The sequence below is a fragment of the Kribbella sp. NPDC020701 genome (assembly GCF_055562215.1).
Window position 1 is genome coordinate 413,259 of sequence record NZ_JBVHFT010000005.1, and the last position, 26,789, is coordinate 440,047.

The window sequence follows — 26,789 nt, forward strand, 5'->3', positions numbered from 1 at the left end:
ACCGTCCCACGCCCATTCGGTAAACGTATTCGATACTTTCTAGCCCCTCGCCGCCCCGCCCCCCCACGGAACCGATGTCGCCCGCCCCTCTTGCCCCCCCCCCCCCGACGTGGGGTTCAGCGGGCGGCTTGTTCGATCAGCGTGGCCACTGCCTTCGGGTGGGACAGTGCTACCAGGTGGGAGGCACCGGAGATCTCGACCGTGGTGGCGTGCGCGCGATCGGCCATGAAGCGTTCGGCGGCCGGGGCGATGGCATGGTCCCCGGTCGGGATCACGGCGTACTCCGGGAGTCCGGCGGGGGCTGTCTTCGCGATCGGCTCGTCGAAGACTGCCGCGTTGACCGGGCGCTGGGACGCGCCGAGTACGGCGGCCTGCCGGGCGGGCAGGTCGGCTGCGAAGACCTGCCGGAACGACTCCGGCTTCATCACGAGGTCGACGCCACCGGGATAGCTGATCGCGTTGGTGGTGTCCGGTCCGATCTCGCTGCCCGGGTACTTCGAGTTCAGTGCGCCGAGCGTTTCACCGGCCTGCGGGATGAACGCCGCCACGTACACGAGCGACTTGACCCCGCTGGTCCCGGCGAGCTGGCTGACCAGCGCACCGCCGTACGAGTGACCGACGAGGACCTTCGGGCCTGGGATGCCGTTCAGGACACCTGTCAGGTACGCCGTGTCGGCCGCAATCGCGCGGAGCGGTACGGCGGGGGCCACGACCTGGTATCCGTCCCGCTGGAGCCGGCTGGTCACCTCGGACCAGCTGGCTCCGTCGGCGAACGCGCCGTGCAGGAGGACGATGGTCGGCTTCTGCTCGTGCTCGGTCTGAGCGGTCGCGGTGGTCGCGCCCGTCAGCAGGAGTGCGGCGGCGGCGACGAGAGCGCCGAGGTGGCGGAGCTTCATCGGGTCGCACCTGCCTCGACAGCGCTCGCGATGAAGTCGGCGACGGCCTTGGGCTGGGAGACGGCGACCGCGTGCGAGCCGTCGACCTCGATCGTGGTGGCCTTCGCGCGGGCGGCCATCGTGCGCTGCCCCTCGGGGTGGATCGCCTCGTCGCCGGTGGCGACCAGGTCGTAGACGGGCAGCCGCTTCCAGCTCGCCGTACCGGCCTTCTCGCCGAACGCCGCGGCGGCGATCGGTCGCTGCGTCCGGCTCAGGATCTCCGCGTCCTCGACGTCGGCGGCGAACAGGGCGCGGAACTTGTCCAGTGCGATGCTGAGGTACGTCTCCTCGCCAGCGTCGCCGGTCGGCAGGGTGTGCGGCACCAGGCCGGAGGCGAAGTCGTTGGCGGGGAAGCTGCCGAGCAGATCCTGCAGGCTCTCGCCCTCGTCGGGGAGGAAGGCGGCGACGTACACCAGTGCGGTCACGTTGTCGGCCTGGTTCGCGGCGGCGGTGATCACGGCACCGCCGTACGAGTGCCCGACCAGGACGACCGGGCCGTCGATCTCGCCGACCTGGGCCGCGACCCGGCTGCCGTCGAGGGCGGCGCCGCGCAGCTCGTTGGCGACGGCGATGGCCGGGATACCGCGGCTGGTCAGCTCGGCGATCACTCCGGCCCAGCTCGAGTTCTCCGCGAACGCACCGTGCACCAGAACGACGGTGGGGGTCTTCTCACTCATCTTTCTCGATCTCCTTCAGTTGGCTTGCTAGAAGGAAACCGCTTGGGCCCGATCCGCCGGATCGACCGAACACCCGAACTTGTCACGGTGCTTTCGAGCCGCCGGGTGCGGTGGTGCACCCAAATCTCATCTGTTCGGGGGAGAGGCGAAGCGCTCCAGCACCAGGCGGGTGAGCTGCACCCGCGAGTTCACTCCGAGCTTGCCGAACGCGGACCGCAGATGAGTGCCGACCGTACTCGCGGAGACGACGAGCTCCTCGGCTGCCGACCGGTTCGTGTGCCCCTCGGCGACCAGCAGCGCGACCCGGCGCTCCATCGGCGTCAGCGCCTCCCAGCCGTCCTGGGCTCGCGGTGGTACGGCGGCCCAGCGGCGTCGTCGTACGCCGTTCGCCTGGAGCACGGCCTGGATCCGGCCGGCGGGCGCCGTCGCGCCGAGTGCCGTCAGGGAATCGAGCGCGTGTTCCAGGGTGGCGACTCCGGTTGTGCGATCGCCGGACTCCAGCTCCGCCCGGCCGTAGACCTCCTCGGCTCGCGCAAGCAGCAGCGGTCGGTGCGCTGTGCGGAGCAGTTCGGTCGCTGCGGTCAGGAGTTTCAGATCGTTGCCCGCAGCCACCAGATCCGACGCTCCACGGAACGCGGCCGACGGACTGGCCGCCACCTGCTCCGCCAGCAGGTCCGCGGCCCGGGCTTGGACGAGTACGTCGATCCGCGCCGGGAAGTCCTGCGGTACGTCGCGCAGCCGCCCGCCGGCCCTGGTATCGCCGTCGGCGATGGCAAGCAACGCATTGATCGTCGGATCGTGGCCCGCGAGCTCCCGTGCGTGGGCGAGCCGGCCACGGAGGAGGGCGATCAGCGCGAGCACCTGATGCGCCACCGGCGCCAACGTGTTGTCGTGGACCTGGCTCATCCAGCGCAGTCCAGCACTGGCGGCGTTCTCGGCCTCCTGCAGGTTCCCCGCGACGTACTCCAGCCGAGCCGCGAGCACCGCCAGCAGCGGTGCGGCGAATGAGTCACCACCGGTCAGCAGCTCGCGCGCCCGCTGCAGCGCCTGCGGCAGTTCATCGGTCTCCGCCCGGCAGTAGAGCTCGCCCACCTCGACCAGAGTCGCCGGCAGGCTGCCCAGACCCGGTGTCACCTGCCGCGCGGCGACGTACAGATCGCGGGCCTCCGCGTACTTGCCCGCCGCTCGCGCGCATTCTGCCGCGGCCACCTGCAGTACCGCACGCGCTATCGGGTCCTCGGGTGTGCCAGCAGGCTCCACGCCGGCCAGTGCGCGGTAGGCCGCCAGGCGTTCGGCCAGGTGTGGTGCGGCTCCAGGGACGGCGAGGTCGGTCGGGTCCAGTTGCGCGATGGACCACTGGCGGGGCGTGAGGTGGAGGCGGACGACGGCCCGCAGGTCCGGTGTGATCGGTCCGAGGTAGAGGGCGTTCCCGCTGAGCAGGTCGTCGGCGAAGGCCTTGGCCCGGTCGTACTGCCAGGCCTTGAGGAGGATGCTGACCACCTCCTCGCCGACCTCGGCGCGCAGCGGCTCGTCGACCGGCGTGAGGTCGAACGCCTCCTGGATGACTTCGGCGGCAGTGGTCGACATGGTCGCGAGGAGATCGCGGGCCGCCTCGCGCAGGGTGGTGATGGCTGCCGTGTCACCCGGTTGCGCCACCGCCAGAACGTGCGGTGCAGCCGCCGCCGCCCCACGACCCTTGGACAGGAGCTGGTCGGCGATGGCGCCGTGCAGGGCGCGCTGGGCGGACGGCGGTACGTCGGCCAGCGCGGCCGACCGCAGTAGCTCGTGGCGGAACCGCAGTTCGGCGCCTGCATCGGTCAGCAGTGCGGCCTGGATCGCTTCGTCGAGTGGTTCGGCCAGTCTGGCGACGGGCTCGTTCATCAGTATGGCGACGTCCTCCAGGCGGAACTCGCTGCCGAAGACCGCCGCCGTCCGGACCAGGGTGCGGCTGACCTCGGACAGCCCGCTCGTACGACGCCGTACGCCTTCCACCAGGCCGGTCGGCAGCGGACCGGTCTCGTGGGAGCCGCTGCCGAGGTACAGCCCGGCGATGAGCTGCTCGGCGAGGAACGGGATGCCCTGCACGCCGTCCAACTGCACGGCGAGCGCGGAGTCGACCGGACCGGCCAGCAGATCCGTGGCGATGTCCTGGATGGCGTCAGCGGAGAGCGGAGCGAGGTCGATGGCATGGACCGGGACCTGTGTCCGGACGGCATCGGTCAGCTGGTCGGTCACGCCGCCAGGAGCCGGCCGGGTCGCGACAAGCCAGAGCAGCTTGGAGTTGGCCAGCCGGGCGACGACAACCTGCAGGACGAAGGCGGTGAGCGGGTCGGACCACTGGGCGTCGTCCAGCACGATCAGCGCGGGGACGCCGTCGAGGCGGCGGCCGATGAGGTCGGCGAGGCGTTCGGCCAGCCAGAGCGGCTGGGAGTTGAGCGCGGCTAGCTCCAGGAAGTGCTCGGTGTCGATCAGGGGGTGCCGGCCGGCGCGGAGGGCTGGTGCGAGGGAAGCGAGCGGGCTGATGTTGTCGGCCTGGTGTGCTGCCGCCGTGGCGATCAGGAAGCCGTGGCGTTCGGCCTGCTCGACGGCAGCGGCGAGCAGGGCGGACTTGCCGATGCCCGGCTCACCGGTGACAACGGCCAGCGCGGCGGTCCCGTCGGCGGCCGCTCGCAGCGCTTCCAGCAGCCGCCCGAGCTCGCTGGAACGTCCCCGCAACGGCGCCATGGTGGATTTGTATCACTCAGAGGCAGCGACGGACGGCCAGCAGGGCGTACGTGCGGGCGGCGTGCAGAACCTCGGCGAGGACGACGTGTTCGTCCGTGGCGTGGGCGTAACGGACATCACCGGGGCCGTACTGCAACGTCGGGATGCCGGCGGCGGCGTACAGCCGGAGGTCCGACCCGTACGGCGCTCCCTTGACCTCAGGTGTCGCAGCACCCGCGTCAGTCGCGGCCGCCAAGGTTTGTGCGAGCAACGGATCGCCATCGGGCAGCAGACCCGACGCGAACTCACCACCCGGCCAGGTCACCGCGACCGGGTGGCCGCGGAGCCAGTCGTCCTTCGCGCAGGCATCGGCGATCGCGGACTCGAAGGCCGCACGTGCATCGGCGAGCGGTTCCCCGAGGCGTACGCCGTACCTGCCCTCGGCGATCAGCAGATCCGGCACGGTGCTGGCCCAGTCGCCGGCTTGCACCGTGCCGACAGACAGCGGGTTGGGCAGATCGAGATGGGTCAGCAACGGATGGGGATCGCGGTTGCGGGAGACCTCGAGCGCCTGCAGCGCCTCCTGGATCAGCACGAACTTCTCGATCGCGCTCACCCCACGACTCCGCGTCGAGCCGTGCGTCGCCAGTCCCGGCACCTCCAGCCGGAACGTCAGCGATCCGGAGTTGGCCGGGATCGCGCACCTCGCGGTCGGCTCCGCGATCAGGCACGCATCACCGCCATGCCCGCGGCGCAACGTCGCGAACGCCCCGACGCCACCGTCCTCCTCGCCGACCACCGTGTGCACCGCCAGCGGCTTCCGCAGTTGGATGCCTGCAGCAACGATCGCCGCCACCGCGCCGAGGATCGCGGCGACGCCACCCTTCATGTCACACGTGCCGCGACCCCACATCACCCCGTCCTCGACCCGCGCCGAGAACGGATCGCCATCGGGCCACACCCCACCCGGCGGCACAACATCCACATGCCCGTTGAGGATCAGCCCCGGCGTCCCGCCCCCACCGAGCACGCCGACACAACCCGAGATCTCGTCCCGCGCGACCTCCATCCCGGGGAACTCCGGGTCAGCCGCCAGCGTAGGAATGTCGACCCGCCAGTTGTCGACAATCAGACCAAGCGCCGCCAACCGCTCCGCACACCACGCCTGTACGTCGGTCTCGGCGGCCGTCCCGTCGACACTCGGAATCCGCACCAGCTCCCGCAGCTCCTCGACGATCCGCTCATCGTCCACCGCCGCGAGAACCGCCCGCTCCACCTCACTCAGCATGCGCACATCATGCATCGAGCAGTTCGAGCACCCGCCGGGCCCCGTGCAGGATCAGGACCGGTGAGCCCTTCGAGCGGGTGTGGACGAACTCCGCGATACTCACGTACGCCGCCGCCGCGCACACCGCGACCGCCGCCCGGCCACCCGCCCGCAGCGCGGCCTCCAAGAACACCTCGTCGATCCCGTCCGGTGCACCGTCCCGCGCCGCCGAGGTCGCCAGCGAGACCAGGTCGTACGCGCGCGACCCGCCACCCGCCGCCTCGATGTCGATGATCCCGGCGATCCGCCCATTGTCGACAATCAGGTTGCCGACATTGAGATCCCCATGCACCAGATCGTCGCTCGGCAGCGCGTGACCACGGTACGGCCGGCACAGCGCGTCGTACCGCTCGAGCATCTCGGTCTCCTCGCCGCCATACTCGCGGACCCGCGCCCACACCCCGTCCCAGCCGTCGAAGACGACCCCGGCGGCCCACGCCGACCAGTTCGTCTCGTCCTCCGGGACGAGGTCCCGCTGCGTCTCGCAGATCGCGATCAGCTCGCGGGCGAGGTGCTCGTCGACCGCGGACCCGTCGCGGACCGCGCTGCCGGGGACGAAGTCCTGCAGCTGGTACGGCGATCCGGCTGCGGTCGTCCCGACCGCGAGCCACTCCGGGGTCGGGTAGCCGACGACCCGGGCCCGGCGGACGAGTTCGGCTGCCCGCCGGACCCGCGGGGCCCAGCCCGGGTTGTCGCTCCACTTGAGGACAACCCGGGCCGCGCCGTCGGTGAGCTCGTACGCACTGGACTGGAAACCACCGGCCAGCTCCCGCACCAGCCGATATTCGGTGCCTAAGGCAACGTTCAGCTCGGCGACAACCGACGCGGTGGTGTCCGTCACGGCGTCAGGCGGTGCAGGTCGCGGGGGAACAGCGTGACCTCGCGGACGTTCTCGGCCTTGGTCAACCGCGCCACGAACCGTTCGAGCCCGATCGCGAACCCGCCGTGCGGCGGCATCCCGTGCTTGAACGCCTGCAAGTACGAGCTGTACGCCGGAGCGTCCCCCGATTCACCTCGCGCCTCCAACGCCGCGACATAGTCGCTGTAGCGGTGCAGACGTTGCCCACCCGTGACGAGCTCCACGCCGCGGAACAGCAGGTCGAACGAGTTCGACCAGCGCGGGTCCGACGGCTGCGGATGCGTGTAGAACGGCCGCTTCACCATCGGATATCCCTCGACCGCGACGAAGTCGCTGCCGTGCTCGCGCAGCGCCCACTCGCCGATCGCACGCTCGTCGGCCGGCGCCAGGTCGGGCTCGTCCGGGTTCGCACCGGCGATCTTCAGCGCCTCGCTGAAGTGCACGACCGGTACGTCGACCGGGATCTCGGGCAACTCCACCCCGAGCCGCTCGAGCGCGCCACCGGCCCGTTCGCCGACCGCGGCCAGCATCCCGGCGATGGTCGACCGCAGGACCGCGAGTACGTCGCGATGGTCCTGGATGAAGCCGAACTCCGCGTCCAGCGAGACGTACTCGGCCAGGTGCCGGACCGTGTCGTGCGGCTCGGCCCGGAACACCGGACCGACCTCGAAGACCCGCTCGAACACCCCGACCATCGTCTGCTTGTAGAACTGCGGCGACTGCGCCAGGTACGCCGGGCCACCGAAGTAGTCCAGCGCGAACACGTTGGCTCCCGACTCCGTCGCCGTACCGACGATCTTCGGCGTCTGGATCTCGGTGAAGCCCTGACCGTCCACAGCAGAACGGAACCCGTGCAGGGCGGCCGCGGCGATCTCCCACCCGGCTCGCACCGCCGGATGCCGCAACGCGACCGGCGCGTTGTCCAGTACGACGGGCAGCCCGGCGCCGACCGTGGGTCGCCAGAGCTCGATCGGCGGGGTCGCGGCCGGCTCGGTCAGCGGCTCGATCACCGGGTCGACGATTTCCGCACCACCGGGAGCCTGCGGGTTGGCGGCGACCGTACCGGTCACCTGGACCACGGTCTCCTCGCCGAGCTCGTCCAGCTGTGCTTGGGTTTCGGGAGCCTTCACGACGATCTGGCTCAGGCCGGACCGGTCGCGCAGGATCAGGAAACTGACGGCGGCGAGCCGTCGTCTTCGGTGCACCCAGCCGGCCACCGTGACGGTTCGGCCTACTGCTGAGGGGATCTCATGGTTGAGAATGCGCATCGCTGTTTCACCTCCAGGTTGTCTCTCGTACCCCGGAGGTGTGGGCGAAGGGGATCTCGCGGTGCCACCACACCTTCACCGGATCGGGCGCGTGCCCAGGTCCGGCCTCTTGCCATGCATTCGCTCGGGAGTGTCTTCGCGACCGCTCCACGTGCCGCCTTCACAGCAACCGGCGACTCTCTCGGACGTGGCGTACGGCGCTACTCGGTTCCGTCAGCGCGAACAGCTCCAGAATAGAGCAAGGCCGTGTCTGGGCAACCGGGTTTACCGGCGGGAGTCCGACGGCGGGATCTGCACGGAGTCGGTGTCCTCCCGGCCGCCGACCTGAGCGTGCACGGTGATCTGGTTGTTCGTGCCGGTGCCGGGCAACCACGCGGTCCACTCGGAGTTGAACGGCGTGCGGTAGTTGTCCGTCCAGCAGGTCGCCCGCCGGACGTCGGTCGACCGCGAGCAGGTCCACCCCTTGTCCAGCGCGGACAGGAAGGACAGGTTGCGACCCCACGAGATGTCCAGCGTCACGCGCTGGTTCGACACTCCGTTGACCTTCAGGAACCGGTTGTAGACGAACGGGTTCGGATCGGTCTGCGGGGTCGGCGTGATGATCTGCAGCAGCGACTCGTCCTGCTGGATCCCCGGCAGCACCTCAGAGTCGGTGTCACTCACCAGCCCGGCCGTCGCGGCCACCGTGAAGGTCCTGGCCGCGGCCGAGCCGTCGGATGGTACGGCGAAGTCGGCCGGAAGCGGAGCCGGTCGCGTCGGGGTCAGCGCCGTACAGGTCTTGGTCTCGGCCGAGCACTTCCAGCCGGCCGGGTTCGCGGCGATCGGCCACTCCAGCGCCGAGCCGTAGCTGATCTTCAGCGTGGCACTGGCCCGGTCCGAGCCGGGGGCAACGGTCAGGATGCGGTGGTGGACGTCCGGATCGGCCTTGCCGTCGAGGATCTTCAGCAGGTTCTCGTCGGTCCGCGGGGGAGCGGTCAGCGTCTCCGAGTCGTCGTCGTACAGCCGGCCGGTCTTGGCCGAGACGGTGAAGGTGCGGTCGGCAGCCGATCCACCGGTCGGGGTGTCGAACGTCACTGGCATCGCCGCCGGCGCCGCCGGGTTGGTCGCCGTACAGGTGTGGGCCGCCTGATTACAGGTCCAGCCGCTGGGGTTGCCGGTCAGCGGCCACCCCAGCGCCCTGCCGAACTTCAGTCCGATCGTGACCGGGTCGGCGTTGCCGTCCGGGACCTTGATCGTGAGGACGAAGCGCATCCCCGCCGTGGCCTCCGAGCCGCCGGCCCGGTCGCTCGGGGCGCCGCCGCCGCTCGGCATGGTGATCGTCAGCAGGCCCTCGTCCAGGATCGGTGTCGTCGGCAACGGTGGCGTCGGGGTCGGCTCCGTCGGTGTCGGGGTCGGTTCGGCCGTCGGGGTCGGCGTCGCCGCCGGCTGGGTCGGCTCGGTCGTCGGCGCAGTGGTTGGCGCGGTGGTCGGAGCGGTCGTCGGCTGCGTGGACGGCGGTTTGACCGTCGGCGGCTTGACCGGCGGCACCGTCGGCGGCTGTGTCGGTTGCTGGCCCGGCGGCTGCGTCGGCTGTTGCGCCGGGGGCTTGTTGATCGCCGCCGGGGGAGTGTCGTTGCCGGTCAGCGCCATCGCCGCCAGGACGGCGGCAACCGCGACGACCACGACCGCTCCGGCGCCGATCGCCGACCGGGTGCTGTTCTCGGTGACCTTCTTCCAGCCGGCGGCGACGAAGCCGACCAGGCCGACCTTCGCGCCGGACGCGGCGGCCAGGTAGCCGAGGCCCGCGGTGCCCAGCAGGGCCGGGGCGAGCAGCGCCGGCAGCGCACTGTTGACCTCGACGAGCTCGAGGTAGACCGCGGTGCACTTCGCGCAGTCGTCCAGGTGCTCACGAACGTTGCGGTTCTCGCGCTTGGTCAGGCCGCCGCGGACGTAGGCGCCGAGGCGCTCGGTCGTCCAGCGGCAGCGGTCCCCGGCGACGTCGGCCAGGTGCTGCTGCAGGTACGCCTGCCGCAGACCTTCGCGGGCGCGGTAGGCCAGCGCGGACACGCCGTTCGCGGTCAGGCCGAGCAGCGGAGCGATCGCGGCCGGCTTCTCACCCTCGACCTCGGTGTGCCAGAGCACGGCCTGCCAGCGCTCGGGCAGGCTCGCGAACGCCTTGGCCGCCGCGCCGCTCTCGAACCCGGTCACGGTCGGGTCGTCGAAGGTCTCCGGCTCCCGCTCGTACGCCGCGATGTCGTCGGTGGCCGTCACCTTCCGGCCGGACCGGATCCGGTCGACGTGCACCCGCCGTACCGTCGTCAGCAGGTACGCGCGGAAGGAGATGTCCGGACCGCCGCCGGCGCGGAGTGCGTCCAGCACCTTGGCGAACGCGTCACTGGCCAGGTCGTCGGCGTCGTTGGCCGGGACCAGCTGGCGGGCCATCCGCTCGGCCGCGTGGTGATGGCGGCCGAAGAGCTCGCCGTACGCCTCGAGGTCGCCGTTGCGGACGCGCGCGATCAATTCGGCGTCGCTCGGCCCTTCCGGCGTCTCCATCTGTCTCCCCGTGTGTCCCGACTGCCCGTACGGTCCGTACCCGACCCTGTCACGGTCCGTCACATAGTTGCCGAGGACAAGGCTCCCACGTGGGACGGCTCCGCGCACGTTTCCTGACGCGGAATCGTGCTCCTTTCCTGACGAGAGCACCAGCCCGGAAGTTACGCGAAAAAAGTTCTGCGAATCCGCGTCATGAACTGCGTCACGGCCTGTCTCACCTCCGAACGACGCTTCCGGCCGACCGGTCGGGAGACTGACGGGGCTATTCGAGGAGGGCCATGTCGCTGTTCGCGGATCTCCGCCGACGGCTCGACCTGCGTCCAGCCAAGTCCCTGAACCTGGCGGGGTCGCCCGCCCGGAACCGGCCGGAGGCGTCGTCTCCAGATCAACCGTGCGAACGGAGGGAGCCGCACGGCACAGCTGGCCCCAGCACCGATCACAGCGCCTATCTCGCGATTGCCGAGGCGCTGCGGGACGGGGCCGATGTCGTGCCTGCATCGGACGAGGTCGGACGCCGGCTGGCGGCCGACGGGGTCTCACTGATGGAGGCACTTGATGGGCTGAGTGCGTTGTACCGCGCGATCGCCGGGGGCGAGCCGGCCTTCGAGGCGGTACGCGCACTCAGTTCCAGCTGGGCCGAGGCCTCCCTGGTCTACCTGCATTCGCTGTCCTGCGAGGACCCGCTGACCGGGCTGTCCAGCCTGGCGCACCTGCGATCCCGGCTCGGCGAGCTCTATCGAGAGGCGGAGTTCCGTGGCACTTCCGTACCGCAGACCCACGCACTGGTGGTTGTCGAGCCGCTCAATCCCCCGGGGACGACGCCGTTCGACCGCGAGCTCCGGCTGGTCGACGTGGCGGAGTGCCTGCGGATCGTCTTCTGCGGCGGTGACGTACTGGGCCGCGTCGGCTCACGCCGCGCGGCGGCGCTCGTCGGCCGCGAGCCGAACCTGCCGGAGCAGGTCGCGACGGTACGAGCGCTGATCACGCAGTGGCGGCTGGACACCGACGTACCCCAGCTGGCCCGGATCTGGATCGAAGGACTGCCCTCGACCGACGCGATGGCGGGGAGGGTTCTCGACGAACTGGCCAGACCTTAGGACCTGCGTCCGGACGCCAACAGGGGGGTGCCCGGACGCATCAGCTGGCGGCGGATCGCCTATCACGGGGTAGGCGATCCGTCGCCGCTTGTCCGTCGTCGCCTCTAGTCTGGATGGCATGTGCGGTAGGTATGCATCCAGCCGGGACCCGTCGGACCTCGTCGTGGAGTTCGAGATCGAGGCGGGCAACGTCCGCGAGTCCGTCGAGGAACTACCGGACAACTACAACGTCGCGCCGACCGATCAGGTGATCGCGGTGGTCGAGCGGAAGAACCGCGAGGTCCCCGACGAGACGATCCGCAAGCTGACCACGGTCAAGTGGGGGCTGGTCCCGTCGTGGGCCAAGGACACCTCGATCGGGAACCGGCTGATCAACGCGCGGATGGAGACGGTCGCGGAGAAGCCGGCCTTCAAGAAGGCGTTCGCCACCCGGCGCTGCATCCTGCCGGCCGACGGCTATTTCGAGTGGTACACGGCCGAGGAGAAGGTGAACGGCAAGCCGGTCAAGCAGCCGTACTTCATCCACCCGGCCGACGGCGGCGTCCTCGCGATGGCCGGGCTGTACGAGATCTGGCGCGACAAGTCGGTCGAGGACCCGGACAAGGACGAGGCCTGGCTGTGGACCTGCACCGTCCTGACCACCACGGCCACCGACGACCTCGGCCGCATCCATGACCGGATGCCGCTCCTGGTCGAGCGCGAGCGGTACGACGCCTGGCTCGACCCGCTGTCGTCGGATCCTGACGATCTGCTCGAGCTGTTGGTCCCCGCAGCGCCCGGCCGCTTGGAGGCGTACGCCGTCTCGAAGGCCGTCAGCTCCGTGAAGAACAACGGCCCCCACCTCCTCGACCCACTACCGCCCGACGGCGTGGACCCGATCGACAAACCACCCGCTCCCGAGGAGACCACCCTCTTCTGACCGTTTCGCGCCCACCTCTTACCTGTCCGGATGACAGGATGGGGCGGGTGACCGACGAACGGATTGTGGGGACGCCGCACGGTGAGGCCCGGATCGTGGCGCATCGGGCCCGGCGGCCGGTGGCGACGCTGGCCCTCGGTCATGGCGCCGGGGCCGGGATCGAGTCCGGTGACCTGGTCGCGCTGGCCGCCCGGCTGCCGAAGCAGGACATCAACGTGTTCCTGATCGAGCAGCCCTGGCGCCGCGCCGGGAAGAAGCTCGCGCCGGCGCCGAAGATCCTCGACGAGGCCTGGATCGCGATCATCGGCCAGCTGCGGGTCCGCACGCCACTGGTGATCGGTGGCCGCAGTGCGGGCGCCCGGGTGGCCTGCCGGACCGCGAGCAGCCTGGGGGCGTCCGGCGTACTCGCGTTGTCGTTCCCGCTGCACGCGCCGGGCAAGCCGGAGAAGTCGCGCGTGGGGGAGTTGCAGGCGGCCGGGCTGCCGACCCTGGTGGTCCAGGGGGAGCGGGATCCGTTCGGGACGCCCGAGGAATTCCCGCCGCTCACCGAGATGGCCGTCGTACCGGACGGCGACCACTCCTTCAAGGTGCCGAAGCGCGCGGAGCTGGATCAGCAGGAGACCTACGACCTGCTGGTCGAAGCTGTGTTCGAATGGGTCAGCCGCGAGGTGTCCGGATAGTGGTCAGCCGCTGAACCCGTCCGTGAGCGGGAATGGCCCGGTCGCGGGGCGTGTTGTGACGAACATGATGGCGACGAGAGAGGCTCCGGCGAGGACAGCTGGGAAGACCCCGGTATTCTCGATCACGATGCCGACTCCCACCACCACCGAGACACCCGAGCAGCGGACCGCGCGCTTCGAGCGCGAGGCGCTGCCGTTCCTGGACCAGATGTACGCCGCGGCGATGCGGATGACCCGTAATCCGTCAGACGCCGAAGACCTGGTGCAGGACACCTTCGCGAAGGCGTACAGCTCGTTCCACCAGTTCACGCCGGGCACCAACCTGAAGGCGTGGCTGTACCGGATCCTGACGAACACGTTCATCAACGGATACCGCAAGCGGCAGCGCCAGCCGACGCAGTCACCGACCGAGGAGATCGAGGACTGGCAGCTCACCGCCGCCGAGTCGCACACTCCCGGCGGCCTGAAGTCGGCCGAGGCCGTCGCCCTCGAGCACCTGCCCGATTCCGACATCAAGGAAGCCCTCCAGTCCATCCCGGAGGACTTCCGCCTGGCCGTCTACCTGGCCGATGTCGAGGGCTTTGCGTACAAGGAGATCGCCGACATCATGGGTACGCCGGTGGGCACCGTGATGTCGCGGCTGCACCGGGGCCGGCGCCAGTTGCGTGAGCTGCTGGGCGACTACGCCCGGGATCGTGGCCTGATCCCCACGTCGGACGAGAGCACCGACGCGACCGCGGAGAAGGAGGAGTCGTGAGCTGCGGCGAGCACCACGACGTCGACTGCAGCGAGATCCTGCAGCGGGTCTACGTCTTCATCGACAACGAACTCGAAGACGCCACCACGGACGAGATCCGGCAGCACCTCGAAGAGTGCGCCCCCTGCCTGGACCAATACGATCTGGAACGCTGCGTCAAGAAGCTGGTCCACCGCTCCTGCGGTTCCGACCACGCCCCCGACGCGCTCCGCCAGAAAATCCTCCTCCGCCTGACCCAAATCCAGGTGGAAACCACCATCACCACCGACTGACTTCTAGCCGGTCGTCGTCGAATTCGTGGTCCGGGCGATCCGCCCGGTGACCTGCGAGTCGTCAAAGCTGTAGGTGTACTTCTGGCCCTGTTCGACGACCTCGAGCAGGTCCACGGCCGCCGCCTCGAAATGTGGTGAGATGCCCTGCAGGACGGCGACCGCGGACCGCAGGTACTGGGCCGCGGCGGCCGAATCGCCGGCCGCGGCGCTGACTTTGCCGTGTTCGAGCAGGAAGCATCCTTCGCGCAGCCGATTTCCGAGCAGGCGCACCAATTGGATGCCTTCTTCGATGCATTCGTGCGCTTTGCGGTAATGCCCCTGACTTGCGTACACGGCGGCCAGGCATTGCCAGCCTTGCGATTGCAGATCGTCGTTGCGTGAGCGCTTTCCTGCTTCGATGCTCTGGTGCAACGGCTCGATCGCGTCCTGGGAACGCCCGACGAGCAGATGCGAGAAGCCGATGTTGAGGTATCTCTTGCCGACCGACCGAATGTCACCCGAGCGCTCCGCGAGCGCGATCCCGTGCCGGAAGGCCTCGTCGGCGAGCGCGTAGTCGCCGTTGCGGTCGTACAGTCCACCGAGGGCGACGTACGAGACCCCCTCGACGGTCGGCTCGCCGAGCTCCTGGCTGAGCCGCAGTGCTTCGGTGCCGAACTCGAGCGCTTCGGCGACTCGATCCAGCCGGCCGAGCACGTGCGTCACCGAGGTTGCCGCGCGTGCCTGACCAGGTCGGTCCCCGAGCGCGCGGAACATCCCGAGGGCCTTGAGCAGATGGTCGGCGCCGACCTCGAGACTTCCGTTCTCCACTTCGGGAATGCCGCTGTCGTGCTCCAGCCAGGCGGCCATCGTCCGCAGGCCGAGCCGGCCGGCGAGGTCGGCCGCGCCAAGCCCCATCTCGCGCATCTCCACCCACCGCGATCGGGACTCGTGGAAACCGAACAGCGACAGGACGAGCTCTGGGAACAACGCCGATCCGGACAGCGACGTGGCGGTCGCCTGGGTGTAGCGATCCATCAGATTTCGCTGCTCGGCGTCGAGCCAGCTCAGCGCGGACTCCGCGTCCGAGATCACCGGAGGCGGCGTGAAGGTGACCGTCGCCAGCGCGAGCCGCGGGCTGGCCGGATGTGTCTTCGCCTGGCATGCCCAGGCGAAGCCGATGTAGAAGCGCAGGACGCGTTCCAGGCCGGCGTCGCGATCAGCCGGGGTGAGGGAGAGGTCGGCCTGTTCGCGGGCGTACGCGCGGATGAGGTCGTGGAAGCGGTATCGCTCGGGGGCGACGGACTCGAGCAGGTTGAGGTCGACGAGGCGTTCGAGGATCGCGTCGGCCCGGCGGACCGGGAGGTCGAGCAGGTGGGCGGCCACAACGGTGAGCAGATCGGATCCGTCGGGAACACTGAGCAACGGCAGTGCCCGCGCGGCCTCGCGATCCAGCTCGCGATCACTCGACTCCAGAAAACGCACGGAGCTCGCGATGTTGGAGCGTACGCCGGAATCGTCCGAGCCAAGGCTGTCGAGCCGGCGCCCCTCGTCGTGGAGGAGATCGACGAGATGCTGGATCGGCCACGACGGGCGGGCCGCGAGCCGGCCACCGATCAGTCGCACGGCCAACGGCAGGCGACCGGTGAAGGAGGCAAGGATCTCGGCGGCGTCCGGCTCGGCGGCGACCCGGGACTGACCGATGACCCCGGTAAGCAGCTCGACCGACTCCGACGCCGACAGGGTGTCGAGACGGATCTGGCGTGCGCCGGCCAGCGTCGCCAGCGAACCGCGGCTGGTGATGATCGCCGCCGACCCGGGGCTTCCGGGGAGCAACGGCAGCACGTGCGCGACGTCGGCGGCGTTGTCGAGGAGCATCAGCACCCGGCGACCGGCGAGCTGGGATCGCAGCAAGGCGGCGGTTTCCTCGACGCCGTCGGGGATCAGCTGAGCGTCGAGACCGAGCGAGCGGAGCAACTGGCGCAACGCGTCGCCGGCCGTCATCGGCTTGCCCGGGCCATAGCCACGGAGGTTGAGATAGAGATGGCCGTCGGGGTAGCTGCCGGCCAGCTTGTGCGCGGCCTGCACGGCGAGTGCCGTCTTGCCGATGCCGCCCATGCCGGTCACGGTGACCAGGCCGACGGCGTCGCTCGTCGTCACGCCGGCGGAAACGCGTAGCACCGAGAGAATTGCCTCGATCTGAGCAATTCTGCCGGTGAAGTCCGGGACGGCCGGAGGTAGTTGCCATGGCATCGGCATCGCGTCGCTCGCGGGCGTCGCATCCGGGGCCGACGGGAGCGCCCGGGGCTTGCGGCTCTTGCCGCGGGCAACGGCCAGGAACTCCTCGGCCTCGACCGTGCTCAGGCCGAGGGCAACGGTCAGTGACCGGATGGTGTCCATCCGCGGCCGGCTCCGGGTGCCGCGCTCGAGCACACTGATCGCCTGCTCGCTCAGCCCCGCCTTTTCGGCCAGGGCCGCTTGGGTGAGCCCGGCCTTGGCCCGGAACCCGCGCAGCAGTTCGCCCAAGCTCGCGGTGGACAGCCCACCCACCTCCCTCACTCCTAGGACCCCACCCGGCTACGGTCGGTGCGGGACATCGGGCCTAACTGTAGGAGGATCCACCGACCGGCCGCAGAGGTTGTCCACACCGGCTGTGATCGGCACCGCACTGCAGCGGTTCAGGGGCGGACGTCTGGACCGGTTCAGCTGACCGGCATCGACGGCGACCGCGAGGATCGGCCCGAATACCCAACGCTTGTTTGAAACTAGCATTCAGTATGCGGCCGGAGACTCTCCGAATACGAGACCTCAGGTAAAGCTGGTCTGGTGCCAGATGTGACCAAATTGCAAAGACCCCGGCTTTTGCCGGGGTCCTCGCTTTGCGTAGTCGCCTGCCGTCAGGCGTTCGGGCGCTTACCGTGGTTTGCGCCCTTCTTCTTGCGTGCGCGGCGCTTGCGGCCGGTCTTGCCCATTCCTAAGCCTCCTTGAAACAACTGCAAAGAGTCACAGTCTCTCATACCATGCCCAGCACTTCGCGTCGTGCGGCGGGTCACGGTCTGGCTTACAGTGTTTCGCGGCGCGCCTGATAAGGCAAAATCATGACGAGTCAGCGATGTGCTGTCTGCCCCCCTGTTCCTTGACCACACCAGGGAACAAGACCGCGACCGCTGATCGGAGGTGACCTGACGTGTTCAGTAGTGACGGTTGGGAGTGGTGAAGGTTAGAGTTCACGGGTGAACAGCCGCTGGCCGCTCCGTCTGACGGTGGCGATCAGCACAGCTGTCGCCACGCTGGTGCTTGCCGTGGCGTTGTTCAAAACCAGGCTCGACGTGCCGACCGTGGCACTGGGTCTGTTGTTGCTGGTGGGTGTACTGCTTCGTTCCAAGGTCGGACCTGTGAAGGCCGTCCTCGACCACGTGGTCTGTATCGCCCTCCTCCTGTTGTCCGGGCCTGCGGCAACGGTCGTTGTCGCCATTCTGCTTCCCCTGACCCAAGACCGTCGCGTGCCGTTGATGCGACGGGTTTTCAACGGCGCACAGGCGGTTCTGTGCGCTGCTGCTGCCGGCCTCGTGTACGTCCATACCGGCGGTGTTCGTGGTGACGCCGTGTTGGACGCGCCGGGACAGGCAACGGTTTCCGGGTTCGCGGCCATTGTGACCTGGCTCTCGGTGAACGCCGCCCTGATGTGTTTGGTGCTGTGGCTCGATCGTGGTGGCACGCCGCCGCTGACCTTCCTGCGGAAGGCGGCTGCGCCCACCGCGATCCCGATGACCGGCTACGGGCTGCTCGGCGTTCTGCTCGCCGTGGTCTGGATCGGTGGTCTGGGCATCGTCGCGGTGTTCCTGGTCGTCGTACCGCTGGTGGTCGCCCGCTGGGCTCTGTCGCTGTACGAAGCGGAACGCAACGCCCAGGCAGCGACCATGCGTGCCTTCATCGAGGTCATCGAGACCAAGGACCTGTACACCCGCGGTCACTCGGAGCGGGTGAGTGCGGGCGTGGGCATGCTCGGGCGTCACATCCACCTCAACGACGACCGCCAGCTCGCCCTGGAGCACGCCGGACTGCTGCACGACGTCGGGAAGGTCGGAGTGCCGACCAGAATCATCCAGAAGCCCGGCCGGCTCGACGACTCCGAGATGGATGCGATCCGGCTGCACCCGGCCAGAGGTGTCGAGCTGATCGGGAACATCCCGTTCCTGGAAGAAGTGAAGTCCGCGGTTCTGCACCATCACGAGAAGTACGACGGCACCGGCTACCCGGCCGGCCTGGCCGGCGAGAACATCCCGTACTTCGCCCGGATCATCGGCATCGTGGACGCCTTCGACTGTCTCACCTCGACCCGCTCCTACCGGCCGGCCCGCGGTGTCGAGGAGACCCTGCAGATCCTGTTGCAGGACCGCTACACCCACTTCGACCCGCAGCTCGTCGACGCGTTCGTCGAGGTGATCCGCAAGCACGGCTGGAAGGCCGCCGCGGCCGATCAGCCGGCTCCCGACGGCAGCGTGCGCGCCACGATCGATCACGACGACCTCAGCCTCGGCAGCGCCGGCGGCGCGTCCGGTTCGGCCGCCGGACCGGACGCCTGATGGTCAGCGTTGAAGCATCCGATGAGCGGCGGATGGGCAGTGGCATCGTTGTCGTGGTCGCCGGCGGGGTGCTGGGACTCGCGTCGCTCGCCATCACGGTCCGCCGCGGCGTCACGGAGTGGCCGTACGCGCTGACCTTCGGCCTCCTGGTCGCGATTGGCGAAATGATCCAGTTCCGGGTGGATCGGAGCCGGAACCGCGCCCCGATCGCCACCAGCGCCGCCCTGGGGTATGCGCTGCTGCGGCCGCCGGAGGTCGGGATTCCTCCCGATGTCGCCCAGGTCATCGCGGTCACCGGCCTGGCCACGCTGGCCGGGGTGCTGCCGCGGATGCTGGCTGGGTTGCGGTGGGATCTGGTTGTGTCGTCGCGGCGCGTGCTCTCGGTGGCGGGAGCGGCCGCCGTGTTCGCGGCGGTGACGCCGTCCGACCTCTACTGGGACACCTCGTGGGGCGCGGCCATCTCGCTGACCGGTGCGATGCTCCTCGCGGTCCTCACGGCGATGGGAATGGACTCGCTGATCGGGGCGGGGCAGGCGACCGAGAGGTTCAACCAGCCGTTCCCGGCCGCACTGCGGGACGAGACCGCCGTCGCTGCGCGGATCGGGATGGCCATGGCGATCAGTGGGATCCTGCTGGCCATCGGTACGTCGCTGCTCGGCCTCTGGGGACCACCACTCGTCGTCGTACCGCTGTTCCTGACGCAGTTCGCCTTCAGGCGCTTCGCGTCGGCGCAACGGACGTATCGGACCACGGTGCGCTCGATGGCCCGCAGTACGGAGATCGCCGGCTTCAGCAGCCCGGGGCAGAACGCGCGGACGGCCCAGCTCGCGGTGGCGTTGGGATACGACCTGGGGCTGACCCCGGCGCGCATGGAGGCGTTGGAGTACGCCGCCTTGCTGTCCGGCGTCGGCCAGTTGGCCTTGGCGGATCCGAGTCCAGGTGGCGCTTCGCTCTTGCGGACCCGGGAGGAGCGGCAACGGGCGGCAGCGATCGGGGCTTCGGTGATCGAGCGGTCGGGTGTGCTGGACCACGTGGCGGAGATCGTCCGGCACTCCAACGATCCCTACCGGCACGGCCGGGCGAACAACGCCGACATCCCGGTGGAGAGCGGAATCGTCAACGTTGCCCTGGCCTACGAACAGCTGGTCGGCGAGGGGAACGGACAGTCGCCGGCCAAGGCGATGGAGTCGATCGGCCTCGGGATCGGTGCGGAGTACGACCCGGTCGTGGTCGAGTCACTCCGCCGCGTGATCGGCCGCGGCTTCCGCTTCTGAGGACAACCGCAACAACGCCGGAGTGCCGGCACAGGGCTCGAGTTCGTCCCACCTCGGCGCAATCTCCACCGGGACCCGGCCCGATCCGCCCATTCCGGCGTACAGGAGCAATGCGGCCCCGGCCGCGATCAGTACGTCGCCAGGGCTGACAGCCTGTCCGAAGCCCGGCAGAGCCACCGGTACGACGTCTCCCAGCCAGGGAAGCCGGGTCGTGGCGTCGGCCAGTTCGTGGCGCGGATCGCTGACCACCGCATCGCCGACGCCCGCGCGGATCAGCGCATCGACCGCCACCGGCATGGCGCCGTTCACCGCGACCACAAGAGCGTTGCTGAAGAACCCAAGAGCGAGCAGCCCGACGCCAGGGTGACGGAGGTTCAGCCGGAGGAACACGGCGATGCAGACCGCCGACCCGATCAGCCCGACCGGGTACGCCGTACCGCCGAAGCGGGAGCCGAGGAGCTGGCCGATCGCGGCCGCTGCCAGCCAGTGCACGCCGGCCAGCGAGTTGCCGGCCAGCCGTCCGAACCGTCCACCGGTCGCGAGTGCCGCGGCGGCGGCGAGCACCATGACGAGGAGGACCAGCAGCACCCTGGCGATTCTGCCGCGCCGGCGGCCCGAATCCGGGCAAGCTGACCCCGCAGCGTGTCGACTTGGCGGCAAAAGGTGACGGCGGCCCTTCACCAGGAAGGACCGCCGTCAGCTGTGCGGCGACGACTACGACTTGGCCGGGGCCGCACCGCCCTCGTCGAGGAGCTCGGGCAGGTCCTTCACGCCCGGGTCGCCCTGGTCGGCGACGTAGTCCGTCGAGTGCGTGGTGTCCACTCCGTCCGGCACCTTGAGCGCCCGGAATACCACCGTCAGCACGATCACCACGATCAGGTTGAGCCCGAACGCGGTCAGCGCGATGTAGACCGGCGTATCGGTGAACGGGATGTTCGCCAGCGAGCCGCCGAAGTGTTTCTTCGTCGCCGGGTTGACCACGTTGTAGGCCTCGACCGTGCCGAACACCATCGCCACCGCCCAGCCGGCCAGCAGCGCCCAGCGGTGGAACCACCGGGTGTAGAGGCCGACCACGATCGCCGGGAAGGTCTGCAGGATCCAGATCCCGCCCAGCAGCTGGAAGTTCAGCGCGAGCGTCTTGTCCAGCGTGAGCACGAACGCCAGCGCGCCCAGCTTCACCGCCAGCGACGCCAGCTTGGAGACCTTCGCCTCCTGCGCCGGGGTGGCGTCGCGTTTGATGAAGTCGCGGTAGATGTTGCGGGTGAACAGGTTCGCCGCCGCGATCGACATGATTGCCGCCGGCACCAGTGCACCGACCGCGATCGCCGCGAAGGCGATGCCGGCGAACCAGGAGGGGAACTCCTGGTCGAACAGCCGCGGGATCGCCAGCTGTGGGTTCGTGATCCCGTCCAGGCCCTTCGTGTTCACGTTCGCCTTGATCGCCATGAAGCCGAGCAACGCGAGCAGGCCGAGCAGCAGCGAGTACGCCGGCAGGATCGCGGCGTTCCGCCGGACGATGTTGCGGTTCTTGGTCGACAGCACCGCGGTCACCGAGTGCGGGTACATGAACAGCGCCATCGCGGATCCCAGTGCCAGCGTCCAGTACGACGAGAAGCCCGCCTCACCGGGGATGAACGCACCGACCGGCTTGCCGGTGGCCGGGTTGGTCTTGGTCAGCTTCTCCTCGGCGGCACCGAAGATCGCGTCCCACCCGCCGAGCACGTGCGGCAGGTAGAAGATCGCCACCGCGATCACCAGGTAGATCAGGCCGTCCTTGACGAACGCGATCATCGCCGGCGCCCGCAGGCCCGACGAGTAGGTGTACGCCGCCAGCACCGCGAACGCGATCAGCAGCGGGATGTCCTTGGCCAGCACGTTGTCGCCGCCGAGGCCCATCGTCTCGAACACGGCCTGCATACCGACCAGCTGCAGGGCGATGTACGGCATCGTCGCCAGGATGCCGGTGACCGCGACCGCCAGCGACAGCGCGCGGCTGCCGTACCGGCCGCCGACGAAGTCCGCCGGGGTCACGTAGCCGTTGCGGTGCGAGACCGACCAGAGCCGGGACATGAAGATGAAGATGATCGGGTAGACCACGATCGTGTACGGCACCGCGAAGAAGCCGCTGATCGCGCCGGTCGCGTACATCGCGGCCGGGACGGCGATGAAGGTGTAGGCGGTGTAGAGGTCGCCACCGAGCAGGAACCAGGTGATGAAGGTTCCGAACCCACGACCGCCCAGACCCCATTCGTCCAGGCTGTCCATCGAGCCGGAGTTGCGCCAGCGCGCGGCCATGAAGCCCATCGCGGTGACCGCGCCGAAGATGACGACGACGATGATGAGCTGGACCCAGTCGACAGAGGTGTTCACCGGCCCGCCTCCTTCGCCGCACCCGGGTTGTCAGGGTCACCAAGCCCCTGCTCCGCCCGCCGCCTGCGTTCCTCCCGGCTCACCAGCCGGTAGCAGACACTCACCAGCGCGGCCGAGATGAAGACCCACAGCAGCTGGTACCAGTAGAAGAACGGGAAGCCCCACAGGCGGGGCGCGTCCTTGGCGTAGGTGGAGACCAGGAGCGGTACGACGATCGCGACCGCCAGCAGGACGCCGGAGATCCAGTACGCGGGTCTGACCGCGGACAATCGGAACACTGCAAACCTCCTCGGGACGTAGCAGGCGCAACGGAGCACGCTACCGTTCGTACCCACACGGGACTAGATCTTCAGGGTGGTTCATGGATAACGAACGCGCATGGTTCATCCGGCGGGTCGTCCTGTCCGTGTTGTTCGTCGCGGTCGTTGCCGTTGCGTTGTATCCGGAGCTGCTCGGGCTGGACGAGGTCACCCCGTTCGCCCAGCTGGTCGCGTTCCGGCCGCAGGGGCTGGCCGTGGTCCTGCTGCTGGCGCTGCTGATGCTGATCCGGCGGGGCTGGCGGATCGCGGCCGCGCTCGTCGCCGTCCTGGCGCTGACCGGGGGAGCGCTGACTGCGCCGCGGAAGTTCTCCGACGCGCGGCCCGCGCCGGCGGGGTCCCGGGTGCTGACGATCATGGTGGCCAACGTGCTCGGCGGCGGGGCGGACGCCGGGGACGTGGCCCAGGTGATCCGGGAGCGTCACCCGGACCTGGTTTCGTTGCCCGAGGCACAGGTCGACGTCCGGGAGGAGATCCGCGCGCACCTGCAGGGCCTTGATTACCACGGGTACACGACCCAGCCGGCCAAGGCGGTGGAGAGTGCGACCAGTGTGCTGGTGTCGTCGTCGCTCGGCGCGGTGGTGTTCGACGCGGAGGACGGTACGGCGTTCGGTCACATCGTCGTGACCGGTGGCACGCTCGGTGACATCCGCCTGATCGCGTACCACGGGTTCCCGCCGCTGCCGGACGCGGTGACCACCTGGAAGCAGGACCTCCAGGTGCTGCGGCAATGGTGCTCCGAGGATCCGCCGACGATCGTGGCCGGCGACTTCAACGCGACCCTCGATCACGCGGAGTTCCGGCACGCGCTGGGCGGCAACTGCCGCAGCGTGGCGCCGACGGTGGGCGATGGACTGGTGGGGACCTGGCCGTCCGATCAGCCGGCGGTGGTGCGGACCCAGATCGACCATGTGGTGGTGACCCGGCAGTTCCAGCCGGCCGGGTTCACGACGTACGCGATCGCGGGCACCGATCACCGAGCCGTCGTGGCGACGGTCGCCGTACCTACGACTGGGGGTTAGTGGCGGGGCGGTAGATGTATGGCTGCGAGGCCTGGACCGATTCGGTCAGCATCAGCAGCAGGTCGGCGCGGGCCTCGATCGGCCGGCCGAACAGGTCGTCGTCGCCGGGGATCGGGAAGCCCTTCACACCGATCGCGAGCTGGCTCAGCAACACGTGCAGAACGCCGCGGGCGTTGAACACCGAGGGTGTCGGCCACTCCGGCAGCGTCTCGTGCATCAACGGCTGCTGGGCCGCGGTCGCCGCGATCGGCTTGAGCCAGCGCTCGAGCTCGTCACTGGTCAGCATGTTCCGGTGCAGGATCGTCATCACGGCGTGCGCGACGCGGTCGTGCTCCTCGTGCACCCAGCGGTACGGCGTATCCTTGACGATCCGGTCCGCGAGGACGTCGAGCAACGCGCGCAGTACGCCGGCGTCGCAGTGCCGGGAGCGGGCCAGGGCACCGATCGCATCGGCGCCGTGGGCAACGGCATGCGCCCAGCCGCAGTCCGGTACGAACCCGCGCAGGTCACGCTCGCGCAGCAGCCAGGTGGCCAGCCGGTCGCCCCAGCGCATCACCACCTCGTCGTGCACCAGGAACTCGGCGTTGTCGCGGTGGATCACCTCGGCCAGCGTCAGTGCCGTGAACGACCGGCGGAAGACCGTGTCGGTGCCGTCCTCACCGAGTCCGTAGTTCAGCCCGGCGCACAGACCGTCCCCGAACCCCGGCAGCAGATCGTCGTACACCCCGCGCTCCAGCCAGGTCGCGAGCGTCGGGTAGGCGAGCGCGTCGCGGACCTGCGGGTTGGTGCTGGCGAGGCCGCGGACGAGCTCCTCGGTGAGGTCGGTGAGGGCGCGGTCGTGCGGCACCGCGTAGTCCGCGGCCATCACGTCCTGCCAGTACGTCGACGACTCCACCCAAGCATCCTTTCATCCGTGCCTGATCAATCAACACCTACATACACCTACTTGTCGAGCGGACCACCGCAGGTACTGGTATACGCCATCGGTAGCATCGGAGCGTGCCGTCTCTGACAGATGTGGCTCGCAACCACACCACCCTGGACCAGGCCGACCTGGATCGCCTGCAGTTGCTCGTCTCGGACTGGCAGATGCTGGCCGACCTGTCGTTCGCCGACCTCGTGCTCTGGTTGCCCGACACCGAGGGGCTCGGGTTCTGGGCCGGGGCGCAGATGCGGCCCACCACCGGGCCTACGGCGTACCTGGACGACATCGTCGGGAGCTTCATCCCGCGCGGCCGCCGGCACCTGCTCGACCAGGCGTACGACGGCGGCCGGATCTGCCGCGAGGGCGACCCGGAGTGGCGCGACGACGTCCCGGTCCGGGTCGAGACGATCCCGGTACGCCGGGGCACCCGGGTGATCGCGGTGATCGCGCGCAACACCAACCTGCTCGGCGTCCGGACCCCGTCCCGGCTGGAGATCGCCTACCTGCAGAGCGCCACCGACCTGGCCCGGATGATCACCGACGGCATCTTCCCGTACGGCGGGGAGCGGCTGCTCTCCAGGACGCCACGCGTGGGCGACGGGTGTATCCGGGTCGATCGGCACGGCATGGTGACGTTCGCCAGCCCCAACGCGTTGTCGGCGTACCGGCGAATGGGGCTGGTCACCGACCTGGTCGGGAGCCGGCTGAAGGACATCACCGGTGAGCTCATGCACAGCGGGCACAAGGTCGACGACGTCCTGGCGTCGGTGCTGACCGGACGGGCTGCCAAGGAGATCGAGATCGAGAACTCCGAGGCCACGCTGTTCCTGCGCGCGATCCCGCTGCGGGCGGACGGTCAGCACGTAGGGGCGCTGATCCTGCTCCGGGACGTCACGGAGCTGCGGAGCCGGGAGCGGGAGCTGGTCACCAAGGAGGCGACCATCCGGGAGATTCATCATCGCGTCAAGAACAACTTGCAGACCGTCGCCGCGTTACTCCGGATGCAGGGCCGGCGGATCTCCGTGCCGGAAGGCCAAGCGGCGCTGGCGGAGGCGGTCCGGCGGGTCGGGTCGATCGCGATCGTCCACGAGACGCTGTCGGAGTCGTTCGACGAGCACGTGGACTTCGACGACGTCGCCGACCGGATCGCCCTGATGGTGGCTGATGTGTCGACGGTCGACACCTCCGTGGAGACGCGTCGTAGTGGGAGCTTCGGTGTGCTGGACTCCGAGATCGCGACCCCGCTGGCGATGGTGCTCACCGAACTGATGCAGAACTCGGTGGAGCACGCGTTCGGCCGGCGTGCTGACGAGGGGGGCGACGGCGGCGAGGCGACCGGTTCGATCGAGCTGGCCGCCGAGCGGTCCGTCGGCCGGCTGCACGTGACGGTCGTGGACGACGGTCAAGGGCTGCCGGCGAACTTCGATTCCGAACTGTCCGGGAACCTCGGGCTGTCGATCGTCCGCACCCTGGTGATCGGGGAGCTGGACGGAACCCTGGAGTTCGGCCCTCGCCACGACGGCAGGTCCGGAACCCAGGTGACCCTGGACATCCCGGTCAAGGAGTAGCCGCTTCAAGGCCACCTCGACGGGTGGCCGGGAAAACCAAAGGCCCCGCGGATCCCGCGGGGCCTCGACGATTCGTGCTCAGGCGGTGCGGATGCGGGCGCGGGCGTTGCGGCGCTTCAGGGCGCGGCGCTCGTCTTCGCTCAGGCCACCCCAGACACCGTGATCCTGGCCGGCTTCCAGTGCCCAGGCGAGGCACTGCTCACGCACGTCACAGCGACGGCACACCTGCTTGGCCTCCTCGATCTGCATGATCGCGGGCCCGGTGTTGCCGATGGGGAAGAACAGTTCCGGGTCCTCGTCGAGGCATACGGCCCGGTGGCGCCAATCCATGGCGGATCCCATCTCTCTCAGTAGTTGTCGTTCGCTGTCGGGTAGGTCTGGTGCCCGATCAGCGGCTGCTTACTCATTGCTCGTCTCGCAACGGGGGGTTCGCGGTGCGAGATGTTCGATCCAGGTCCGCGTTGTGAACGTTTTCACGAACGACTCCATGTTCCCAATCTCAGGTGAGTGAAACAAGGGTTCTGGAGTTGTCGATCAGATCACAACACTTCCTTAACACTCCGAACCGGCGCACAGCGGTTCTCCCCATCCGTTTATCGGACAGAGGGCCCCTTCTGCGATCGCCCGTTCACTGCAGGTAACCGTTCCGACCACCTTTTGGTTACGCACAACCTCAAATCCCTGTGGGGCTGGGGTTCCGCGACCCGACCGGGCTCGCGGAAGAG

The 26,789-nt window shown here is 69.2% G+C and carries 23 protein-coding genes; 9 read left to right on the top strand and 14 right to left on the bottom strand.

Annotated elements, in window-relative coordinates; all coding sequences use genetic code 11:
• Positions 1-116 precede the first annotated feature (116 nt).
• The 7 genes from ACZ3HV_RS15055 to ACZ3HV_RS15085 form a co-directional block, all read right to left on the bottom strand.
• A complete protein-coding gene (locus ACZ3HV_RS15055) occupies positions 117-896 on the bottom strand; it encodes an alpha/beta fold hydrolase (protein WP_465684587.1) in 780 nt (259 codons plus the stop codon).
• Positions 893-1,612 (bottom strand): alpha/beta fold hydrolase, encoded by a 720-nt coding sequence (locus ACZ3HV_RS15060; RefSeq protein WP_465684589.1) that lies wholly within the window; start codon positions 1,610-1,612, stop codon positions 893-895. Before ACZ3HV_RS15060 ends, ACZ3HV_RS15055 begins: the two co-directional genes overlap by 4 nt.
• A 126-nt stretch (positions 1,613-1,738) precedes the next feature.
• Positions 1,739-4,336: an ATP-binding protein gene (locus tag ACZ3HV_RS15065; protein ID WP_465684591.1), complete on the bottom strand. Its 2,598-nt coding sequence runs from the start codon at positions 4,334-4,336 to the stop codon at positions 1,739-1,741.
• Between the two features lie 16 nt (positions 4,337-4,352).
• Entirely contained in the window at positions 4,353-5,603 is a 1,251-nt protein-coding gene (locus tag ACZ3HV_RS15070; RefSeq protein ID WP_465684593.1) for an ArgE/DapE family deacylase, read from the bottom strand.
• Positions 5,604-5,610: 7 nt separating this feature from the next.
• Positions 5,611-6,483 carry a phosphotransferase family protein gene (locus tag ACZ3HV_RS15075; RefSeq protein ID WP_465684595.1) on the bottom strand — a complete coding sequence of 291 codons (873 nt, stop codon included), beginning with the start codon at positions 6,481-6,483 and terminating at the stop codon, positions 5,611-5,613.
• Positions 6,480-7,769, bottom strand: coding sequence for an aspartate--tRNA(Asn) ligase (gene aspS / locus ACZ3HV_RS15080; RefSeq protein WP_465684597.1), 1,290 nt, complete (start codon positions 7,767-7,769; stop codon positions 6,480-6,482). The genes ACZ3HV_RS15075 and aspS overlap by 4 nt, the downstream gene beginning before the upstream one ends.
• A 264-nt stretch (positions 7,770-8,033) precedes the next feature.
• Positions 8,034-10,301 (bottom strand): sigma-70 family RNA polymerase sigma factor, encoded by a 2,268-nt coding sequence (locus ACZ3HV_RS15085; RefSeq protein ID WP_465684599.1) that lies wholly within the window; start codon positions 10,299-10,301, stop codon positions 8,034-8,036.
• Between the two features lie 278 nt (positions 10,302-10,579).
• On the opposite strand from ACZ3HV_RS15085, the gene ACZ3HV_RS15090 reads away from it, so the two are divergent.
• The 5 genes from ACZ3HV_RS15090 to rsrA all read left to right on the top strand — a co-directional run bounded on the left by ACZ3HV_RS15090 (position 10,580) and on the right by rsrA (position 14,026).
• Positions 10,580-11,398, top strand: a complete 819-nt coding sequence (locus tag ACZ3HV_RS15090; RefSeq protein ID WP_465684601.1) for a hypothetical protein — start codon at positions 10,580-10,582, stop codon at positions 11,396-11,398.
• 118 nt (positions 11,399-11,516) lie between these two features.
• Positions 11,517-12,317, top strand: a complete 801-nt coding sequence (locus ACZ3HV_RS15095) for an SOS response-associated peptidase (protein ID WP_465684603.1) — start codon at positions 11,517-11,519, stop codon at positions 12,315-12,317.
• A gap of 38 nt (positions 12,318-12,355) precedes the next feature.
• Positions 12,356-12,997: an alpha/beta hydrolase family protein gene (locus ACZ3HV_RS15100; RefSeq protein WP_465684605.1), complete on the top strand. Its 642-nt coding sequence runs from the start codon at positions 12,356-12,358 to the stop codon at positions 12,995-12,997.
• A gap of 127 nt (positions 12,998-13,124) precedes the next feature.
• Complete coding sequence (locus ACZ3HV_RS15105; protein WP_465684607.1) at positions 13,125-13,754, top strand: sigma-70 family RNA polymerase sigma factor; 630 nt, start codon at positions 13,125-13,127, stop codon at positions 13,752-13,754.
• Positions 13,751-14,026, top strand: coding sequence for a mycothiol system anti-sigma-R factor (gene rsrA, locus ACZ3HV_RS15110; protein ID WP_360365277.1), 276 nt, complete (start codon positions 13,751-13,753; stop codon positions 14,024-14,026). Before ACZ3HV_RS15105 ends, rsrA begins: the two co-directional genes overlap by 4 nt.
• Before the next feature lie 3 nt (positions 14,027-14,029).
• Here the strand turns inward: rsrA and ACZ3HV_RS15115 are convergent, their stop codons facing one another.
• Both ACZ3HV_RS15115 and ACZ3HV_RS15120 read right to left on the bottom strand, forming a co-directional pair.
• The gene (locus ACZ3HV_RS15115; protein WP_465684609.1) at positions 14,030-16,552 is read right to left on the bottom strand and encodes an ATP-binding protein; all 2,523 of its coding nucleotides are present in this window, start codon (positions 16,550-16,552) and stop codon (positions 14,030-14,032) included.
• Between the two features lie 347 nt (positions 16,553-16,899).
• Complete coding sequence (locus ACZ3HV_RS15120) at positions 16,900-16,974, bottom strand: 50S ribosomal protein bL37 (protein ID WP_369759046.1); 75 nt, start codon at positions 16,972-16,974, stop codon at positions 16,900-16,902.
• Positions 16,975-17,235: 261 nt separating this feature from the next.
• Here ACZ3HV_RS15120 and ACZ3HV_RS15125 point away from each other — a divergent pair, with 261 nt between their 5' ends.
• Together ACZ3HV_RS15125 and ACZ3HV_RS15130 are read left to right on the top strand one after the other, a co-directional pair.
• Positions 17,236-18,588, top strand: coding sequence for an HD-GYP domain-containing protein (locus ACZ3HV_RS15125; protein ID WP_465684611.1), 1,353 nt, complete (start codon positions 17,236-17,238; stop codon positions 18,586-18,588).
• 32 nt (positions 18,589-18,620) lie between these two features.
• Positions 18,621-19,862: an HD-GYP domain-containing protein gene (locus ACZ3HV_RS15130; RefSeq protein WP_465684613.1), complete on the top strand. Its 1,242-nt coding sequence runs from the start codon at positions 18,621-18,623 to the stop codon at positions 19,860-19,862.
• Here ACZ3HV_RS15130 and ACZ3HV_RS15135 read toward each other — a convergent pair.
• The 3 genes from ACZ3HV_RS15135 to ACZ3HV_RS15145 form a co-directional block, all read right to left on the bottom strand.
• Positions 19,824-20,450 (bottom strand): DUF5317 family protein, encoded by a 627-nt coding sequence (locus tag ACZ3HV_RS15135; RefSeq protein WP_465684615.1) that lies wholly within the window; start codon positions 20,448-20,450, stop codon positions 19,824-19,826. The genes ACZ3HV_RS15130 and ACZ3HV_RS15135 overlap by 39 nt on opposite strands.
• A gap of 126 nt (positions 20,451-20,576) precedes the next feature.
• On the bottom strand, positions 20,577-22,232 hold the full coding sequence (gene mctP / locus ACZ3HV_RS15140; RefSeq protein WP_465684617.1) for a monocarboxylate uptake permease MctP: 1,656 nt from the start codon (positions 22,230-22,232) through the stop codon (positions 20,577-20,579).
• Positions 22,229-22,510, bottom strand: a complete 282-nt coding sequence (locus ACZ3HV_RS15145) for a DUF3311 domain-containing protein (protein ID WP_465684619.1) — start codon at positions 22,508-22,510, stop codon at positions 22,229-22,231. The genes mctP and ACZ3HV_RS15145 overlap by 4 nt, the downstream gene beginning before the upstream one ends.
• A gap of 83 nt (positions 22,511-22,593) precedes the next feature.
• On the opposite strand from ACZ3HV_RS15145, the gene ACZ3HV_RS15150 reads away from it, so the two are divergent.
• Entirely contained in the window at positions 22,594-23,571 is a 978-nt protein-coding gene (locus ACZ3HV_RS15150) for an endonuclease/exonuclease/phosphatase family protein (protein WP_465684621.1), read from the top strand.
• On the opposite strand, the gene ACZ3HV_RS15155 is transcribed toward ACZ3HV_RS15150, so the two are convergent.
• Positions 23,555-24,466, bottom strand: coding sequence for a DUF2785 domain-containing protein (locus ACZ3HV_RS15155; RefSeq protein ID WP_465684623.1), 912 nt, complete (start codon positions 24,464-24,466; stop codon positions 23,555-23,557). The two genes, ACZ3HV_RS15150 and ACZ3HV_RS15155, sit on opposite strands and share 17 nt — an antisense overlap.
• Before the next feature lie 104 nt (positions 24,467-24,570).
• On the opposite strand from ACZ3HV_RS15155, the gene ACZ3HV_RS15160 reads away from it, so the two are divergent.
• A complete protein-coding gene (locus ACZ3HV_RS15160; protein WP_465684625.1) occupies positions 24,571-26,064 on the top strand; it encodes a histidine kinase N-terminal domain-containing protein in 1,494 nt (497 codons plus the stop codon).
• Between the two features lie 78 nt (positions 26,065-26,142).
• Here the strand turns inward: ACZ3HV_RS15160 and ACZ3HV_RS15165 are convergent, their stop codons facing one another.
• Entirely contained in the window at positions 26,143-26,394 is a 252-nt protein-coding gene (locus tag ACZ3HV_RS15165) for a WhiB family transcriptional regulator (RefSeq protein ID WP_012922773.1), read from the bottom strand.
• Positions 26,395-26,789: the final 395 nt, after the last annotated feature.

Bases quoted from the DNA above. Each gene is read 5' to 3' on its own strand.
- ACZ3HV_RS15055 (WP_465684587.1), bottom strand. From the start codon at position 896: ATGAAGCTCCGCCACCTCGGCGCTCTCGTCGCCGCCGCCGCACTCCTG.
- ACZ3HV_RS15060 (WP_465684589.1), bottom strand. From the start codon at position 1,612: ATGAGTGAGAAGACCCCCACCGTCGTTCTGGTGCACGGTGCGTTCGCG.
- ACZ3HV_RS15065 (WP_465684591.1), bottom strand. From the start codon at position 4,336: ATGGCGCCGTTGCGGGGACGTTCCAGCGAGCTCGGGCGGCTGCTGGAA.
- ACZ3HV_RS15070 (WP_465684593.1), bottom strand. From the start codon at position 5,603: ATGCTGAGTGAGGTGGAGCGGGCGGTTCTCGCGGCGGTGGACGATGAG.
- aspS (WP_465684597.1), bottom strand. From the start codon at position 7,769: ATGCGCATTCTCAACCATGAGATCCCCTCAGCAGTAGGCCGAACCGTC.
- ACZ3HV_RS15085 (WP_465684599.1), bottom strand. From the start codon at position 10,301: ATGGAGACGCCGGAAGGGCCGAGCGACGCCGAATTGATCGCGCGCGTC.
- ACZ3HV_RS15090 (WP_465684601.1), top strand. From the start codon at position 10,580: ATGTCGCTGTTCGCGGATCTCCGCCGACGGCTCGACCTGCGTCCAGCC.
- ACZ3HV_RS15095 (WP_465684603.1), top strand. From the start codon at position 11,517: ATGTGCGGTAGGTATGCATCCAGCCGGGACCCGTCGGACCTCGTCGTG.
- ACZ3HV_RS15100 (WP_465684605.1), top strand. From the start codon at position 12,356: ATGGGGCGGGTGACCGACGAACGGATTGTGGGGACGCCGCACGGTGAG.
- ACZ3HV_RS15105 (WP_465684607.1), top strand. From the start codon at position 13,125: ATGCCGACTCCCACCACCACCGAGACACCCGAGCAGCGGACCGCGCGC.
- ACZ3HV_RS15130 (WP_465684613.1), top strand. From the start codon at position 18,621: ATGGGCAGTGGCATCGTTGTCGTGGTCGCCGGCGGGGTGCTGGGACTC.
- ACZ3HV_RS15150 (WP_465684621.1), top strand. From the start codon at position 22,594: ATGGATAACGAACGCGCATGGTTCATCCGGCGGGTCGTCCTGTCCGTG.
- ACZ3HV_RS15165 (WP_012922773.1), bottom strand. From the start codon at position 26,394: ATGGATTGGCGCCACCGGGCCGTATGCCTCGACGAGGACCCGGAACTG.